At 64.6% G+C, this 17,236-nt stretch carries 13 protein-coding genes; 5 read left to right on the top strand and 8 right to left on the bottom strand.

The genetic code is table 11. From position 1 onward, the window contains the following. The first annotated feature begins 106 nt into the window (after positions 1–106). Both BO1_RS04875 and BO1_RS04870 read left to right on the top strand, forming a co-directional pair. Complete coding sequence (locus tag BO1_RS04875) at positions 107–1,297, top strand: serine hydrolase domain-containing protein (protein WP_043283784.1); 1,191 nt, start codon at positions 107–109, stop codon at positions 1,295–1,297. Positions 1,298–1,475: 178 nt separating this feature from the next. Beyond that, positions 1,476–2,609, top strand: a complete 1,134-nt coding sequence (locus tag BO1_RS04870; RefSeq protein ID WP_043283782.1) for a polyamine ABC transporter substrate-binding protein — start codon at positions 1,476–1,478, stop codon at positions 2,607–2,609. Positions 2,610–2,688: 79 nt separating this feature from the next. On the opposite strand, the gene BO1_RS49685 is transcribed toward BO1_RS04870, so the two are convergent. From BO1_RS49685 to BO1_RS04835, 7 genes are all read right to left on the bottom strand, one after another. Further along, positions 2,689–3,597 (bottom strand): SWIM zinc finger family protein, encoded by a 909-nt coding sequence (locus tag BO1_RS49685; protein WP_043283818.1) that lies wholly within the window; start codon positions 3,595–3,597, stop codon positions 2,689–2,691. An 18-nt stretch (positions 3,598–3,615) separates the two neighbouring features. Continuing rightward, the gene (locus tag BO1_RS04860; RefSeq protein WP_028216598.1) at positions 3,616–6,294 is read right to left on the bottom strand and encodes a DEAD/DEAH box helicase; all 2,679 of its coding nucleotides are present in this window, start codon (positions 6,292–6,294) and stop codon (positions 3,616–3,618) included. Between the two features lie 451 nt (positions 6,295–6,745). Continuing rightward, the gene (locus tag BO1_RS04855; protein WP_028216597.1) at positions 6,746–8,314 is read right to left on the bottom strand and encodes a DUF3138 family protein; all 1,569 of its coding nucleotides are present in this window, start codon (positions 8,312–8,314) and stop codon (positions 6,746–6,748) included. A gap of 55 nt (positions 8,315–8,369) precedes the next feature. After that, positions 8,370–9,278, bottom strand: coding sequence for an ABC transporter permease subunit (locus tag BO1_RS04850; protein WP_028216596.1), 909 nt, complete (start codon positions 9,276–9,278; stop codon positions 8,370–8,372). Beyond that, positions 9,275–10,249: an ABC transporter permease subunit gene (locus BO1_RS04845; protein WP_028216595.1), complete on the bottom strand. Its 975-nt coding sequence runs from the start codon at positions 10,247–10,249 to the stop codon at positions 9,275–9,277. Before BO1_RS04845 ends, BO1_RS04850 begins: the two co-directional genes overlap by 4 nt. Then, a complete protein-coding gene (locus tag BO1_RS04840; RefSeq protein WP_028216594.1) occupies positions 10,246–11,406 on the bottom strand; it encodes an ABC transporter ATP-binding protein in 1,161 nt (386 codons plus the stop codon). The genes BO1_RS04845 and BO1_RS04840 overlap by 4 nt, the downstream gene beginning before the upstream one ends. Positions 11,407–11,841: 435 nt before the next feature. Further along, positions 11,842–12,762 (bottom strand): LysR family transcriptional regulator, encoded by a 921-nt coding sequence (locus tag BO1_RS04835; RefSeq protein WP_028216593.1) that lies wholly within the window; start codon positions 12,760–12,762, stop codon positions 11,842–11,844. A gap of 214 nt (positions 12,763–12,976) precedes the next feature. Between BO1_RS04835 and BO1_RS04830 the strand changes: the two genes are divergently transcribed. Both BO1_RS04830 and BO1_RS49680 read left to right on the top strand, forming a co-directional pair. After that, complete coding sequence (locus tag BO1_RS04830; RefSeq protein ID WP_028216592.1) at positions 12,977–14,062, top strand: C45 family autoproteolytic acyltransferase/hydolase; 1,086 nt, start codon at positions 12,977–12,979, stop codon at positions 14,060–14,062. A gap of 62 nt (positions 14,063–14,124) precedes the next feature. After that, complete coding sequence (locus BO1_RS49680; protein WP_043283780.1) at positions 14,125–15,462, top strand: MFS transporter; 1,338 nt, start codon at positions 14,125–14,127, stop codon at positions 15,460–15,462. Positions 15,463–15,538: 76 nt separating this feature from the next. Here the strand turns inward: BO1_RS49680 and BO1_RS04820 are convergent, their stop codons facing one another. Then, complete coding sequence (locus BO1_RS04820; protein WP_156992126.1) at positions 15,539–16,174, bottom strand: histidine phosphatase family protein; 636 nt, start codon at positions 16,172–16,174, stop codon at positions 15,539–15,541. A 272-nt stretch (positions 16,175–16,446) separates the two neighbouring features. Between BO1_RS04820 and BO1_RS04810 the strand changes: the two genes are divergently transcribed. Next, positions 16,447–17,220, top strand: a complete 774-nt coding sequence (locus BO1_RS04810; protein ID WP_052409355.1) for a hypothetical protein — start codon at positions 16,447–16,449, stop codon at positions 17,218–17,220. The last annotated feature ends 16 nt before the right edge of the window (positions 17,221–17,236 follow it).

Here is a 17,236-nt window from a genome sequence, read left to right as displayed (position 1 = left end):
GTGGCGGCCGCCTCGCGCCGGCCGCCGCAGCTCGCTCTATAACCCGCTTCAAAGCTTGCCTGACCCATCGCATCCAGTCAGGATACCGAAACAAGGAACACCGATAATGTCACGCATCATGACCGGCGCGCCGGTCGCATCCGAACACCAGGTCACGCTCGAGAACTGGCGCACGAAGCCCTACAGCCAGTGGTCGTTTCGCAACGTGCGCCGCCTGCTGCCCACGGCGGCGATCGCACATGACCCGCGCGCGGCCACGCCGCTGCCGCAGCGCTGCGACGACCTGGGCACCCTCGCCTTCACGACGCCGGCCGGGGAGACCTCGAGCATCGACCGCATGCTCGCGATGTCCAACGCGGATGGCTTCCTCGTCATGAAACACGGCCAGATCGTGACGCAGTGGTACGGCCACGGCCTCACTCCGGAGACCCCGCACCTGGTGTTCTCGATCACCAAGTCGCTGGTTGGACTGCTGTGCGGCGTGCTGGCCGACCAGGGCGTGCTCGATGTCGACGCCCCGGTCGTCAACTATCTGCCCGAGCTGCGCGGCAGCGCCTACGATCATGGCGCAACGGTGCGCCACCTGCTCGACATGACCGCGAGCGTGACGTTCGCGGAAGACTATCTCGACACGCGCGGCGCCTTCCTGCGCTACCGCCGCGCGATGGGCTGGAACCCGCCCCTGCCCGACGACCCGGTGGACCTGCGCCGCTTCCTCACGGAACTACGCCCCGGCGAGCGCGCACACGGCGAGGTCTTTCACTACAACTCCCCGACGACGGACGTGCTCGGCTGGGTGATCGAACGCGCAGCGGCAAGACCGCTCGACGCGCTGCTCTCGCAGCACCTCTGGATGCCACTCGGCGCCCAGCACGAGGCCTGCATCACGCTCGACCGCCTGGGCGCCCCGCGCGCGGCGGCCGGACTCTGCGCGACGCTCGGCGACCTCGCGCGCTGCGCGGAGATGGTGCGTTGCCGCGGCGTCGCGAACGGCAAGCAGATCGTGCCGGGCTGGTGGATCGACGACATCATGAACAACGGCAGCCGCGAAGCGTGGCAGCGCTCGACATGGGCCGACTTCCTGCCGGGCGGATGCTACCGCAGCAAGTGGTATCTCACGGGCGCGGCGGGCGCGCCGTTCATCGCTATTGGCATTCATGGCCAGTGGATCTACGTCGATCCGCGCGCGGCCGTGGTGATCGTCAAGCTCTCGTCCCAGCATCTGCCCGTGGACGAGCCGATGGACGAGATCGTGCTCGCCGCGTTCAGGGCCATCGCACGCCATCTCGGCGGCTGAGCGAGGCGACAGGACAAGACATCACCGCGACACGCGAGAACCGGCACGGCATAGCGGCGTAGAGGCCTGAAGCAATCGCACGATGCCGTGCCGCCGGGGGGGCAGACCGGCTGCTTGCGCCCGGCTACATTGAAGCAATCGAAACGATACGTCCCGACGAGGACGGCACCACTCAACTATGGAGGAACGACAAGTGGCAAGGAGATTTTCAGGCACGGTAAAGGCGATTTGCGCGGCGCTGGCGCTCGCGGGCGCCGCATGGCAAACCATGCCCGCGGCACACGCCGACGATCAGGTGGTCAACGTCTACAACTGGGGCAACTCGATCGGCAAGGACACGATCGCGAACTTCGAGAAGGCGACGGGCATCAAGGTCGTTTATCAGGAGTTCGATTCGAACGACACGCTGCAGGCCAAGCTGCTCTCGGGCAACTCGGGCTACGACGTGGTGGTGCCGTCCGACATGTACTGGGCCCGCCAGGTGCAGGCCGGCATCTTCCAGAAGATCGACCATGCGAAAGTGCCGAACATGGCCGGCCTCGATCCGGACATCATGAAGATCGTGGCGCAGGAAGACCCGGGCAACCGGTATGGCGTGCCGTGGTCGTGGGGCACGGACGGCATCGGCGTGAACGTGGAGAAGGTCAAGGCGGCGCTCGGCAATGATGTCCAGCTCAATAGCTGGTCGCTGCTGTTCGATCCCAAGAATGCTCAGAAGCTCAAGAGCTGCGGGATTTCCGTGCTCGATTCGCCGGTTGATGCGTTCGGTATGGCGCTTGTCTATCTGAAGAAAGACCCCAACACCAACAATCCCGCCGATTACGAAGCCGCCTATCAGGTGCTCAAGGGCATCCGCCCGTACATCACGCAGTTCAACAGCACCAGCTATATCAACGATCTGGCGGGTGGTGACATTTGCATTGCGCTCGGCTGGTCGGGCGATGTGAACTCGGCTCGCGTCGCCGCGCTGGATGCGAAGAAGCCGTATCACATCAAGTACCTGATTCCCGATGTCGGCACGGCTATCTGGTTCGATATGATGGCGATTCCCAAGGATGCCCCGCATCCCGAGGCGGCCATGAAGTTCATCAACTTCGTGATCTCGGAGAAGGAGGCCGCGGCGCTGACCAACTATACGTCGTATCCGTCCACGGTTCCCGCCGCGAAGGCGCTGGTGCGGCCCGAGGTGATGGCAGACCCGGCCGTGTTCCCGCCGCCTGACGTCTATCGCAAGCTGTTCATCAGCACGCCCATGACCGCCGAGCTGACGCGCCTGCAGAACCGTCTCTGGGCGAAGCTCAAGACGGAGTGATCGTCTCTGTGAGCCGGCGGCGTGGCCGCCGGCTTGCTTTTCGCCTTGCAGGCATGAGATGCGCGAAACAGCAACAAGGTCAGGATGTTGCTTTCCGCGGCCTCGCGGATCGCTTGACCGGCAACTTCTCTTTTACCGGTTGATTGTCCGCCTCGGTCTTCACGGTCGCAGTTGGCTTGCGGGTTGTGGAGACCGCCGGCCTGGGCGCCTTCTTCGCCGTCACCTTACCTGTCGATGGCTTCTTGCGTCCGGCAGCAGGCTTCACCGGTGGCTCAGTTTCGGCCATCTCGAGACCAAACACATCGGCCACCAGCGCGTCGTCGAGTACTTTGCCGCGAGCCGGCCGTTTTCCCGGTTCTGGCAGGCTGGCACCGACCTGACTGACGAGATCATTGGCATCGACGCGGCGCAAGGCGAAAAGGAGTTCCGGCTGCTGATCGAGCCGTGCGCCGACGCCGTAGAGCACGGCGGCGACGTGCTTGCACATCGATGCCCAGTCCGGGCAACTGCACTTGAACCTGATTTCCTTCGGCGCCGGGAAAAGGCCGGTGCCGGGTTTGCAGATGCGCTCCATCACGGCGGTCGAGAGCTTGCCCTGCAGGAGTTCCACGATCGAATCGATCGACCCCGCGCAATCGGCGCCAATCGCCCGCCACCGCTTTTGCGGACACGCCGTCACGGTCACCGAGACCGTGTAGAGGTGCGAACCCATTACCTTTGCGCAGACTTCGCCTTGCGCAATCCGAAGGTCGATCACGGAACCGTTGCGCACATAGGTACGGCCGCGCGGCAGACGGTTGTCGTAGTCGCTGTAGCCCTCCAGATTGTTGCACCAGGCCTTGCCCCAAAAAGTCCTCGCGATGGCGCCACGATACGGTGCGATGGGTGACAGTTCAGCCCCCGCTTTCTTCGCCCTGGCGGCGGCCAGTTCAGCTTTCCTTTGGCGCTCGGCGACCGGGACATAGCGCTTCCATCCTCCGTAACTCATTACGCTTCCTCTCGACTATCAGACTTCTTGTGCGGCATGAACGTCGAGCTTCACGAGATCGAGCAATTCCTGGTCGCTCATCTCGGTGAGCAGGCGTTCCGCGCCGCCCTCCAGCACATCCTTCACCAATTGCTGCTTCGCTTCGATCAACTGGTCGATGCGGTCTTCGACCGTGCCACGACAGATAAACTTGTGCACCAGTACGTTCCTCCGCTGGCCGATGCGAAACGCGCGATCGGTCGCCTGATTTTCCACAGCCGGGTTCCACCAGCGGTCGAAGTGGATCACGTGCGAAGCGGCGGTGAGATTCAGCCCCGCCCCGCCGGCCTTGAGCGAAAGCACGAAGAAGGGTACCAGCTCATCTTGCTGGAACTGCTTGACCAGTTCGCGGCGCCTGGCAACCGGGGTGCCGCCATGGAGCACCAGGCCCTCGCGGCCAAAGATCGACCCCAGAAATGCCGCCAGCGGCTCTGTGGCCTCGCGAAACTGGGTGAATACCAGCACCTTTTCCTGTTTGGCGGCGATGACTTCGGCGAGCTGGCGCAGGCGGGCGAACTTGCCGCTGTCTTCCGGTTTCCACGCCGCGTCGCCCAGCCATTGCGATGAATGGTTGCAAATCTGCTTGAAGCGCATCAGGAAGCTCAGCACCACGCCCTTGCGGCCGATGCCTTCGGCATCCTCGAGCGCGGCGGACAGATCCTTCACCGCACGCTGGTAAAGCGCCGCCTGACTCGTGCTCAGCGGGCACCAGGCCTTGAGTTCGGTCTTGTCAGGAAGATCGTCGATTACCCGCTTGTCGGTCTTCAGGCGGCGCAGGATATAGGGCTGCACGAGCGTGCGCAGCGGGCCAAAATGTTCGGCCTTCGCCAGCCGCCTGGCAAAGCTGGCGAACACTTTGTCCGAACCCAGCAAACCGGGGTGGGTGAAGTCGAAAATGGACCACAGGTCGGACAGGCGGTTTTCCACGGGGGTTCCGGTCAGCGCGATGCGCGATTGCGCGTGGAGCTGCTTGACCTGTCGCGTTTGCCTCGCGCCCGGATTCTTGATCGCCTGTGCCTCATCGACAACGGCAACGCGCCATTGGATGGTCGCCAGTACCGGCTGGCGAAGCAACGAGCCAAAGCTGGTAATGACGAGATCGATGTCCGCAAGCCTCCCGGCGTCCAAGGCACGCAAATCGGCCGCCGGCGTGAACGATGGATGGGCGACCAGCAGTCGCAAGCCGGGGGCGAAGCGCTCGGCCTCCGCCGCCCAGTTGGCCAGCAGCGATGCGGGGGCGACGAGCAAGCTGGGACGCGCCTCGGCGCTTTCGCGCTTCAATACGAGCAGCAGCGAAAGTACCTGCATGGTCTTGCCGAGACCCATATCGTCCGCGAGGCACGCGCCCAGTCCGAGCCGGGTGAGCAGGTACAGCCACCGTACGCCGGCCTGTTGGTAAGGCCGCAGGCGGGCCTTGAGATCCGGTCCCGGGCTGATCTGCGCCAGGCCCTCCGGCTGACGCAACTCCTGCAGGATGTCGGCCAGCCACGGGCCTGCAACGAGCTGCGACCAGTCGCGCTCGGCGGGGTCGCCGGTCTCGTCGAGCGAAACACCCGCCAGCAGGCGCAGGGCCTCATTGAAGGGCAGCCCGGTTTTCGCCGCCTCTTGCATGGCCTCGAATCGCTTCAGGAGACGAGCGAGCTTTTTGTTGTCCACCTCGACCCAGCGACCGCGGATGAGTTGCAAGCCATCGGCGCCTTTGAGCAGATCCCTGACCTCGGAGGCGTTCAGACGTTCTCCGTCGAGCGACACCTCCATGTTGAAATCGAGCAGCGCCTCCTTGCCCAGAAGCGCGGGCGGGCGTGTACCGACGCTGGCTCTCACAACGGGACGTGCAGGACGGCCCGCCTGCCAGACGCTGGGCGTGCGTACGACAATGCCGGCGGCTTCGAGTTTGGGCAGGTCCGTGAGAAAGCGATGAGCGTCAACCGGTGTCCAGCGCAACGGATGGTATATCTCGCCGGTATCCACCATTTCGCGCAGCCAATCGCAGTGTTCAGCGGCGCGTTGCACCGGCAGCAGGAGCGACAGGAGCTGCGCACGGCTCCTCGCACCCGAATATTCAGCCAGGGCCTTCGACAGTGGCTGGTGTTGCGCTTTGCCAAGCGCTGACAGACGCGAGGTGTAAGTCGCAAGGAAGGCGAACGGCGACTCCGGGTCCTTGCGGTTCTCAGCAAGGTTGAAATGCACGCGGCCGACGAGATTCCAGGCCGGGTGGCGCGATTTGAGGAAATCCTGAAGCGAGACTTTTGCGCTCGCCAGTTCCCGCTGCAAGGCCGTATCGATCTCGTCCCACAGCCTCGCGAGCAGGTCTGGCGTGAGATACTCCCCGCCGGTCATCGGCGGTGCATCGGCAATCAGGGCATCGAAGTCCCCGGCAGCGGGCGTGACGACCGCGATCTCGCCGCCTTCGGGCGTGGCGCACAGGGCAGTGACATAGCGCGCGGCAAAATCCCGCCACCAGGCCCATGCCGGCGGCAAAATGCGGCCGATTTCCGCCGTTCCCAGATGCAGCAGCCCATGTCCTGCGCCGAGCGCAAAAGGCGGGCTTAGCCGCTCTTGTATTTCATCCGCCAAAACCGGCGCGGCATGCTCCGGTACCGCTAGCAGGTGACCACCAGGCGTCAGGCGTGGCGCGAGAATGTCGGAAGTAGTCAAGACCGCCCGTCTCCGGCGCACTGTTGCAGCAAGCGCTGAAACCGCATGTTTTCACGGCAAGCGGCTGCGAAATCAGCGAGCCCCATCGACCCGGTCGGAACCGGGCGAAGCGCCGTCTGAGCCTCGTCCGCTCCGACAGGGGTGCGGGCCAGGCGCGCGGGGTATGCCTGGCGGCCACGTTGCGTATGTCTTGTGAACTGTCTTTTCATCTACCGCCGGAAAACCTCATTGCTATGTATTGACTCACGGAAGCTCGCCCCCTCGGTTTTGTTACGGGTTGACCCACCGCCTCGGCGCTTCCCATCACGGCATTCCGGCCCCGCTTATCATTTCCTTTTACCATGGCCCGCCGCTGAATTACCGCATTGTACCGACCGCGCGGACTCCACTTGATGCGCCGATTGACTGTCCGAACGAACGGGGCCACCGCGGTACGCAGCGGCCCCACCTATCAGAACGAATAGATGAGCTGCGTGCCGAACAGATCGTTCGACTTGCTGTACGATCCATCGCTCCGCAGGAAAGTATCCTGCGTCGACCAGTCATGTCGATACTCGACCTTGACGGTAAGCTGCTGCGTCGCATAAAACAGCAAATCGAGCGTCACATCCTGACGCACCGCGCCCTTGCATTCGAAGCCATATCCACCGGCCGCCTTCGAAGCCGCGAGACAGCTCGCGCCAATACCGAATCCGTTGTACGGATCCATGCCATTGCCGTTGAGCACAATGCTGCTCGCGCCACCACCATTCTTCTGATTGGCAAGCACGTCATAACGCGCGGTCACGCCCATACGGCCGACATAAGGCAGCCGGAACTTGCGATTCGCCAGCAGCGAAAGACCATACCACTGCGCCTGGCCGCCGTTATAAGCCGCATGCTGCTGCTGTCCGTAGTCCACTTCCGCGTTGTACTGAATATCGGCGGTCGTATAGGTGAGATCCGCTTCCCCAAAGAAGAACGCCCCGAACGGACTGGACGCCTGACCGCCCACGCCATAGACGCCAGGCAACGTGTTGCCGTTCGCATCAAGACCCTGCATGAGCGACTGCCGGCCAATGTTGAACGAGCCGCCGATGTCAAGCGCGGTAGACCACGTGTAATCCACACGTGCCGTGAAAGTCGGCACGCGGTTGCTAGTGGTGACCGGATCGCCCAACGCATTGGTGCCGGTCTGCAACTGCGCGCCCGCCGTGCGGAACTGCTCGTTGCCAAGCATGAACTTCCAGATCCAGTTGCTACCCTCGCCCATGTAGTTCACCCCCACCCCAACGTAGCTGCCGGGATCGGAGAAGTCATAGAGCAGCCCGTGCGTAAGCGTCAGCATCAAGTTGGACTGCTGCACCTCATAGCCACCGAAGCTCGGCATCAAGCCCGCCGTGACGGACGTCGTCATCGAGAGCGGCACGGTGAAGAAGGCCGTGTTCAGGATGTTCGAGGTACTGCTGCCGTGCTCGTTCATCAGCTGCGTGATGCCGTTGCCGCGATTGGGCATCAGCGAGATTTCCGCCGATGGCGCCGTCGGGCCCACGCCGAACGTCTTCTTGATGTCGAGGTACAAGTCGCCGAACGAGCTGTTGAAGTACTGGTAAACGTTCTCGTGGTTCGCGAACAGGAACGACGAAGTCCCCAGGTCGCGGTTGTAGATATAGGTCGGGTCGAGATAGCCCGTCACCGAAAGGCCCGCGATCGGACCCGTCGTGGCCGCGTCGGTGAGCGTATCCACCTTCATCTGCTGATTGGCGAGCTGCTGCTTCATCTGGTCGACTTCGTCGTTGGTCAGATGGGCCGGCGCCTTGCCGTAGTCGGGCGAGGACGCGTCCACCGCCTGGGCCTGCGCGGCCGGAGCCGGAGCCGCCACGGGTTTCGCCGCGCCCTGCTGCTCGCGCAATGTCTTCACCTCGTTCTGCAGCGCGTGGAGCTGCGCCTGCAGCGCCTTGATCTGATCGCTCGTGGTGTCCGCTGCGGCGAGGCCAGGCAGCGCTCCCGCCACCATGAGGCAGACAAGCTTCTTTCTCATTCTACGTTCTCCTGATTGGTCGTATTGCAAAGCGTTTTATTTGCGTTTAAATCGTTCAGACACTGGCGGGATCGAGTGCCTTCTGCGTCTTTCTTCCGGTGCTTTGCGGGGCCACGCCAGCCGCTTCCGCCGGTGCGAAGGCCCGCTGGATCTCGGCAAGACGCCTGCGCTCGCGCGCCTGCAGCCAGAAGTTCACGCCCACCACGCCCGTCGTGACGAGGCAGATGAAGATCGTCGCCAGCGCATTCATCTCGGGGTTCAGGCCAAGGCGCACGCGCGAGTAGACGACGAGCGGCAGCGTAGTCGAGCCGGGCCCTGAGAGGAACGCCGAGAGGATCAGGTCGTCGATCGAGACCGTGAACGACAGCAGCCAGCCGGAGACGAGCGCTTGGGCGATGAGCGGCAGCGTAATCACGAAGAACACCTTGAAGGGCGTCGCGCCCAGGTCGAGCGCGGCTTCTTCGAGCGACTTGTTGAGTTCCTTCACGCGCGACTGCACGATGATCGCCACGTAGGAGACGCACAGCATCACGTGGCCGATCCAGATCGTCACGAGCCCGCGGCCATGCGGCCAGCCGAATACCTGCTCCATCGCCACGAACAGCAGCAGCATCGAGATCCCCATGATGACTTCGGGAATCACGAGCGGCGCGTTGATCATGGCCGTGAAGAGCGTGAAGCCCTTGAAGCGTCCCATGCGCGCGAGGACGTAGCCGGCCCACGTGCCGATCGCAACCGAGGCAAACGCCGTCATCAGCGCGATCTTCAGCGAGAGCCACGCGGCGTGCAGCAGCTCGGTGTCGTGAAAGACCGCCGTGTACCACTTGAGCGAGAAGCCCGACCACACGGTCACGAGCTTCGACTCATTGAACGAATAAACGACGAGGCTGACGATCGGGATATACAGGAACATGAAACCGAACGTGAGTACGGCGGTGGAAAGCGTGCGATTGGGCTTGATCATTTTCCGCCCTCCATTTCCTTGACCTGGTAGTACTGAAAGACCGCCATCGGCACGAGCAGCAGCAGGACCATCGCCACCGTGACCGCCGAGGCCATTGGCCAATCCATGTCGTTAAAGAACTCGTCCCACATGACGCGGCCGATCATGAGCGTGTCCGCGCCGCCGAGCAGCTCGGGAATCACGTATTCGCCCACCGCCGGGATGAACACGAGCAGGCTCCCCGCGATGATCCCGTTCTTCGAGAGCGGCAGCGTGATGCGCGTGAACGCGACCCAGGGCGACGCGCCCAGGTCATAGGCCGCTTCGAGCAGCGTGAGGTCCATCTTCACGAGGTGGGCATAGAGCGGCATCACCATGAACGGCAGGTACGAATAGACCATGCCGATATAGACGCCCGCGTCGCTGTGATAGAGGCGCAGCGGCGAGTGGATCATGCCAATGGCGATGAGCGCGTGATTGAGCAGGCCGTCGTCCTTGAGGATGCCGATCCACGCGTAGACGCGGATCAGGAACGAAGTCCAGAACGGCAGCATCACGCCCATCATGAGCAGGTTGCGCGTGGCGGGATTCGAGCGCGCGATGTAGTACGCGACCGGATAGCCAATCAGCAGGCACAGCAGCGTGGAGACGGCCGCCATCTTCAGCGAGCTCAGGTACGTCGAGAAATACAGGTCGTCCTGGAACAGAAATGCGTAGTGGCCGAGCTGCAGCGCCAGATGCACGACGCCGTCCTTCATGGCGATGAGGTTCGTGTACGGCGGCACGCCCATCATCTGGTCTGAAAAGCTGATCTTGAACACCAGCACGAACGGCAGCGCGAAGAACACGAAGAGCCACAGGAACGGCACGCCAATCACCGTCGTGCGGCCCGAGGGCACCAGTCGCGCCGCAAAGCGCCTGAACGCGCCAGGCGCGGCGGGATGCGTTGCCGTGCTGCCGGCGACGGCGGAGCGGGAGGCGATCTCGTTCATTGCGTCACCACCACGCCGCTGGCCGGCGACCACGATACGTACACCTCGTCGTTCCAGACCGGCGTGCCCTCTTCCATGAGGTACGCGCTCGACAGATTCGACACCACCGTCTTGCCGCCCGGCAGCCGCACGTGATAGAGCGAATAGCTGCCCATATAGGCGACGTCGGTCACGACTCCGCGTGCCCAGTTATAGGGCGCCGTGGGCCGCGCGTGCGAGACGCAGACGTGCTCGGGCCGCACCGAGATGCCCACCGGCATGCCGAGCGGGCCGGTAATGCCATGGCTCACGTAGAGCCGGTTCTCGAGCGCTTCGCTCCCGACGAAGACGTGATCGGGCTCGTCCTGCACCACGGTGCCCTCGAACAGGTTCGTAGAACCGATGAATTCCGCGGAGAAGCGGCTGTTCGGATACTCGTACACCTCGCCCGGCGTGCCGACCTGAACGATGCGCCGTTCGCTCATGACCGCGAGCCGGCTCGCCATCGTCATGGCCTCTTCCTGATCGTGCGTGACCATCACGCAGGTCACGTCCACCTTCTCGATGATGTTGACGAGCTCGAGCTGGGTCTTCTGGCGGATCTTCTTGTCGAGCGCCGACATCGGCTCGTCGAGCAGCAGCAGCTTCGGGCGCTTGACGAGCGAGCGCGCAAGCGCGACGCGCTGCTGCTGCCCGCCCGAGAGCTGATGCGGCTTGCGCTTCGCATAGCGGCCCATCTGCACGAGCTCGAGCGCATCGGCCACGCGCTCTTTGATCTCGTTCTTCGGCACGCCTTCCTGCTTGAGGCCGAACGCCACGTTCGACTCCACGCTCATGTGCGGAAAGAGCGCGTACGACTGGAACATCATGTTCACGGGCCGCCGATACGGCGGCAGCGTCGCGAGATCTTCGCCATCGACATAGATGCGCCCGGAGGTGGCCGTCTCGAAGCCGGCCAGCATGCGCAGCAGCGTGGACTTGCCGCAACCCGAGCTGCCGAGCAGCGCGAACAGTTCGTTCTTGGCGATGTCGAGGCTCACGTCGTTGACCGCGACGCTGTCGCCGAACTTCTTGACGACGTTCTCGATGCGCACGAAGCGCTCGTTGCCGCTGCGCGCCTGCGCAATGCCACGCGCAGGCTCGGCGGAGCGTGTTGAGGATGAAGGCGAAGCTTTCATGTTCCAGTGACCCGTATTACAAAATGCAGGCGTGACGGGGCCCAGGCGAGTCGCGCAAGGCGGCCCACCGGCGTCACGTCGTGTTCGGAAGAATCGATTGCCGCGCGCGCGGCGCGCAAAGGCCGTCGCATGCGCAGTCGTGCTGGCGAGAAGTGGCGGACGAAGCGCCGCAAGGCGAGCCCGCCCATCGCCGGTCGTGCGCGCCCTGCCCGGCGCGCGTGTCTCCTTGTGTTTTTCGCGTGGCCTGCGCGGCCAGCGTGCAGGGTTTCACACAGCGTTCATTTGCTTTGCATGACTAACGAGTGATGTTTACGCCGGGTTGCATCGATGTAACGGCCACTCGTCCAAACCGGCGACAACGTTAACTGTTCGATTTGCGGCGGTATGCCCCCCCTTCAGGGGGGCAGGTGCGATGAGGAGAGAAAACCGCTACGTTCAGGCGATGGCCTGCACGCCGATCCCGAGTCCGTCGAGGTGCCGGCGCAGGTGATCGATGAAGACGCGGACCTTGCGCGTGTTGCGCCGGTGCGGTTGGTAGAGCACGTAAACGGAGGGGCCGAGCGCCGTTTGCTCGCGCCAGTAGTCGGAGTCGAGTTCGACGAGCTCACCTCGCGCGATATGGGGCGCGGCGCTCCACTTCGGCAAGAATTGCAGGCCCTGTCCGTCGAGCAGGCAAGCGAGCAGGAAGTCGAAGTTGTCGCTCGTGAGGCGCGGCACCGGTTGCTTCAGACGAATGCGCTCGCCGCCGTGCTCCACCCACCAGAAGTTCCGGTTGAGCAGCGGATGATGAAGAATCAGCCAGTCGTGCGACTGATAGTTCTCCAGCGTCACGGACGCGCCCTTGCGCGCGATATAGGCCGGGCTCGCGCAGAGCATCAGGCAATTCTCGAGCAGGGGCTGCGCAATCAGGCCGGGCAGGTCGATCGGTCCATCGCGCAACGAGAGGTCGTAGGCCTCGTCGTTCATGCTGTCGTTCAGATCGACTTCCAGCCGCAGCTCGGGATGCTCGCGCAGGAAGCTGCAACATGCGCCGTTCAGGAATGCTGGCCCGAACGGCGGCAGCGCGACGATGCGCAAACTGCCGCGCAGCGCGTGCTGCAGATCGTCGACCGCCTCGGCGGCCAGCTGCAATTGCGAGAGCGCCTGACGCGCGCCCTCGAGGTAGAGCTGGCCCGCCTCGGTCAGCGTCATGCGGCGCGTGGTCCGCTCGAAGAGGCGCGCGCCCAGCTCGGCCTCCAACTGCATCACGCCCTTGGTGACGGCCGAGGGCGTCTTGCCCAGTTGCTCGGCCGCGCGGCTGAAGCCGCCGAAGTCGGCGGTCGCGACGAACATGGTGAGCGCGGTCATCTTGTCCATGGATCTGTTCCTGGCAGGCACAAAACTTGTGTCAAAACGGGCCACGATGCGCGTGGCGAACATCCGCTAATCTACGAAATCCGGCGGGAAAATGTGAAATGGCGAGTCTAACGGGCTTTCGTCATCCCACGCGCCGTCCCGCGAATTTGTGCCTCATGGGAAACGGCCAGCGTGTAAAACCTGGCCGGCGCAGCAAATACTGGGAGCAATCGACGTGAAAATTCATACCTTCGTGACCGAAACCGCGAATCCCGCGCTTCGCGGGCGACAGATCGGAGAGCGGTGGGCGCGGGAAATCCACGAAACGGCCACGCGCTACCTCGGCTTCTTCCCGCGTGTGGGGGCCCCCGCCGAGCAGGCGCGCGCCATCGGCGAGGCGTGCCAGAGCCGGCTGGAAGCCTGGTGCCCCGACCTCGCAGCCGAAGTCGCGGCAATGGCCGAAGGCGCGCGGCTGCCACTGTGGCAGCTCGCTTGCGTGAGCGCGCGCACGGAGATCCTCGCGACCAGGCCGCCGGCGCCCGAAGGCGAGTGCTCGACTGCCGTGCATGCGCCGCCGGGCCCGCGCGCGCCGCGCTCGATCCAGACCTGGGACTGGCACGAGGCGCTCGCGCCGCATGGCCTGATGCTTCAGCTCACGACCCGGCGTGGCATCACGGTGAAGCAGTTCACCGAATTCGGCATGCTGGGCAAGATCGGCGTAAACAGCGCAGGGCTCGGCCTGCATTTCAACATCCTCCACCACACGAGCGACAACGCTGCGGGCGGCGTGCCCGTGCATGCCATCGCGCGGCGGCTGCTCGAGGAGGCGGCCAGCGTCGACGAGGCCATCGATCTTGCGCGCTCCGCGCCATTGAGCGCATCGACGGTATTGAACGTGTTCGCGCGCGATGCCTCTCCGGCTTCGGGCCTGCGCGCCGCGAGCATCGAGTTGAGCCCGAGCGGCGTCGCGGTCGTGCCGCCGCGCGCGGATGGCTGGCTGCTGCACACGAACCATTTCCTCGACGGGGGACTCACCGTGGGCGAGCGCGCCCCGGAGACGTCCACCACCTGGGCGCGGCTCGACCATCTGAAGGCCGCCGTGGCCGGCATGACCGCCAGCGACCTGCGCAGCCGCGCCGAATCCATGTGCGGCAGCGCGGGCGCGAATGCGCCGGTCTGCGTGCGCCCGGACCCCAGCCGGCCCGATACGGAGCACTGGGAAACGCTCCTCACGATCGGCATCGATACCGAAGCCAGCGCGCTCGAATATGCCGCTGGCAATCCGCAGGTTCTCGTGAAAATGGGCAGCGCGCGCTTTTGATGCGTGCGGCGCGGGCCACGGAAGCCGCGCGCCCAGGCAGGAAAAAACAAGGAAAAAAGACAATGGCTGGAGACACATCGCGCGGCCTCTCCGCGAGGGCGGCGCTCAGGGCATTTTGCGTGTCCGGCATGGGCACGGCGCTCGAGTTCTACGATTTCGTGATCTACGGGATGGCCGCCGCACTGGTTTTCCCGCAAGTGTTCTTTCCCTCGCTCGACCGATTGACCGCGACGCTGGTCGCGTTCGGCGCGTTTGGCGCGGGCTTCCTCGCGCGTCCGCTCGGCGGCGTGCTGTTCGGCCACTTCGGCGACAAGGTCGGGCGCCAGAAGGTGCTCGTCACGACGCTGCTGCTCATGGGCGCCAGTTCGTTCCTGATCGGCTGCCTGCCCGGCTATGCGTCGATCGGCACGGCGGCGCCGGTCCTGCTGATCCTGTTGCGGCTGATCCAGGGCTTCGCGGCCGGCGGCGAATGGGGCGGCGCGGCGCTCTTCGGCATCGAGCACGCGCCCGCGGGCCGGCGCGGCCTGTGGGGCAGCTTCACGAGCATGGGGATCGGCGTGGGCGGGATCATCGGCGACATCGTGTTCGGCGCCGTGAGCGCGGGCGCGCACGGCGACCTCGCCGGTTTCGCGTGGCGCATTCCGTTCTGGCTCGGCGGACTGCTCGTGCTGGTCGGCCTCTATGCGCGCATGCAAAGCGGGGCCCATGCCGCCGCCAGCCACGCGCGTGACGCGAAGATGCCGCTGCTCGAAGCCATCCGCCAGCGCCCGCGCGAGCTGCTGCTGTGCACGGGCATCGCGTTCGGCTACATCACGATCGCCTATATCGGCAGCACCTTCTTCCTCGCCTATGCCACCGATATTGGCTACAGCAGCACCCAGGCGCTCGTCTTCGATCTCGCGCTCTCCGTTGCCATCGTGCTGTCCGCGCCTTTCTTCGGCCACCTCTCTGACAAGCTCGGACGGCGCACCGTCATGATCTGCGGCGCGGCGGTCATGACCGCCGGGATGTTCGCGTTCTTCGCGCTCGTGGGCATGAAAGGCGTGCCGCTCGCCTTTCTCGCCTACGTGCTCGTGGGCGCGTTCATGGGCATGACGCAAGGCCCCATTCCGGCCTTCCTCGGCGAACAGTTTCCGCAGGCGATGCGTTACTCGGGTATTTCCGCGAGCTACCAGATTGGCGCAGCGCTGGGCGGCGGCACCGCATCGAGCGCGGCCACCGCCATCCTGATCGCCACGCATCACAACGCGCTTGCCGTTGCGCTCTATGGCGCGCTGGCGCTCGCACTGGTGGCGCTCTGCTCGTATGCGCTGAAGGAGACGGCCACGCTGACCATGGCCGAGATCGACGAGCAAGCACCGGATCGGCTCGATTCAAAAATGGTTTGCAGTTCTGATTGAATCAGGCAATTCGATCCCGGACTGATGGGACGGCGGCCGACCCTGCCGATGGATGCGCGCGCAGCCGACTCGCGCCCTACTCGCACCCCTCGGGCCGCGCGTTCCAGCGCCGGACCGCGCGGTTCTCGCGGTCGAAGCCAAGCATGCTGATCGTTGCCGTATCCAGGTAGAGATGCGCGCCCAGCGCCGCCGAGTTGCCGATCCAGCATCCCGCGAGCACGCGCAGAAAATGGGCATGCGAGAAAACGGCAATGCGGCGGGCCGCCCCGCTGGATCCACTCTGCCCGAGCATCGCCAGCAGACTCTCGACCACGCCGCGAGCGCGCACCTCGATCTGCGAGAGGCTCTCGCCGTGCGGGATCAGCGAGTGCCAGACATTCCAGTCCGGCTCCGTCTTGCGGATGTCGGCCGTGGTGCGGCCCTCGTAGATGCCGTAATCCCATTCGTGCAGATCGCCCGACACGATCATCTCGTCGCCGAGGCCCGCCAGCCGGCAGGTCTCGATGGCGCGCGACATCGGGCTCGCGAGCACCGCGTTGAAGCGCTGCGCGGCGAGCGGTCTGGCGAGCGCACGCGCCTGATCGCGGCCATGCTCGGTGAGCGCGATATCGGTGCGCCCCGTGTGCTGGCCGCTGCGGCTCCACTCGGTTTCGCCGTGGCGAATCAGCCAGACTTCGCCGGACGCGGCGCTTGCTTTCATATCGACGGACATCGGGTCACTCCGGTAACGGGCTGCCGCCTCGCGACTTCCATCGCCAGGCGCAAGAACAAGTTCGCGGAGGTCATTCTAAGGCAGCGCTTCCGGCTCGAGGCGCTCAGCGACCGTTCACTTGCCGTTCTGCGGCGCCTCGATCATCTTCCAGCCATTGCCGGCCGGGTCGCGAAAGCCCGAAATTGCAGCGCGCGGGCCCGCTCGGGCGATCGAGTCTAGAATGGCGGCAAAAAACATGCATTCGACGGGGTGTCGCGCAATACGGAGACGACATGACAGCAAGCAATGCTTCGCAGTTGACCTCCCCCTCGGACTATATCGCCCACCATCTGCAGAACTTCTCCACGCCCCACGAGCCCATGACTGTCACCGGGCAGCATGCGGGGTTCTTCCTGTGGAATTTCGAGGCCCTCATCCTCGCGGCCGTCCTCTTTGCCGTGCTCGTGTGCTGCGCCGCACTCACCGACCGCCGGGCGCTCTTCAGGCTCGACCGGGGCATGAGCTTCGGCCGGCGCCTGTACGTCTGGTGGTCCTGCGCCTGGCGGCAATGGCTCGCGAACATGCTGTTCTTCATCGCTGGCGTGTTCGCCTTTCATTTCCTGATGGCGAAGGCCGGCCTGCCGCTCGCGCAGTGGACAGCCGATCTGGGCAGGCCGCGCCCGGCGGGTGCGTCGTCCACGTGGCTCGTGGCGCTCGAGGTCCTGTCGGGCATCGTGGCCAACCTGCTGCCCGTCATCGTGGCCCTCGTGCTGTACGCGCTGCTGAGCCTGCCGCTCGCGGGCTACATGGTGCGCGGCGGACTGGTTGCGCACGCAATGCCAGCGCCCGCGCGACTCGGCCTCTGGCACGCAACGCTGCTGGGCTGGACGACCTACGTGTGGTCCATTCCCGGCAGCCTCGCGATTGCCGACGTGGCAGCGCCGCTTCCCCATCATGTCTCTGCCGTGTGCCGGGCCCTGCTCGTCGTGCTCTGGAGCATGTATATCGTCCTGCCGCGCCAGTTGCGCAGGATGACGCGCCTCGCAACACCCGGCATCCGCAGCTAAGATCGAGAGCCTTCGA

The organism is Paraburkholderia oxyphila NBRC 105797, assembly GCF_000685075.1.
GTDB classification, from domain to species: Bacteria; Pseudomonadota; Gammaproteobacteria; order Burkholderiales; family Burkholderiaceae; genus Paraburkholderia; species Paraburkholderia oxyphila.
This window is presented reverse-complemented; position numbering and strand designations above follow the sequence as displayed.